Here is a 501-nt window from a genome sequence, read left to right as displayed (position 1 = left end):
GTTTAGCCTTCTTCCGATGACAAAAGTGATTTCGATGCTAGCTGGACTGTATGCGCTGCTGGCTTTTCTTGTGGCGCTTGGAATGGAACGGCTAGGTATTGAGGTCAGCTTCCTTCGCGTGTTTAGCGGTGCGGTAGTGATCGATCTCGGACTACTGTTCTTCGTCTACGTTGGTTGGCGCTGGATATGGGAAAAAGTGCCCCGTCTCAATCAATGGCTCTATCCCGATCTCAACGGAACCTGGGCTGCATCCATTGACTGGGTAAAGGATGGAAAAACTGGTCGTGCACTGGGTACCGTGTCGATCAAACAGAATTTTTTCACGCTTTCTATTGAGATGGATGCCCCACGATCTGAGTCGCGCACCATAGCGCTTTCAGTCAAGAAAGATCCGGAATCCGCGCGGCCCTTGCTCCACTACATCTACGAGGTGAGGGAAAAGTATCAATCGCCCGGGCAGAACATGGTGTACCAGGGAGCCGCGTCCTTGGTCGTCGATGT

1 protein-coding gene is annotated in these 501 nt (G+C 52.1%); it reads left to right on the top strand.

Annotated elements, in window-relative coordinates; all coding sequences use genetic code 11:
- Nucleotides 1–16 precede the first annotated feature (16 nt).
- Nucleotides 17–501, top strand: a 485-nt coding sequence (locus GVL03_RS19520; RefSeq protein WP_200847294.1) for a hypothetical protein, incomplete at its 3' end; no start/stop codon positions are given.

Source organism: Microbacterium sp. 18062 (genome assembly GCF_902706225.1).
Classification (GTDB): domain Bacteria; phylum Actinomycetota; class Actinomycetes; order Actinomycetales; family Microbacteriaceae; genus Microbacterium.
The sequence above is the reverse complement of the archived record's forward strand: the minus strand, read 5'-3'. Positions and strand labels throughout refer to the sequence as shown.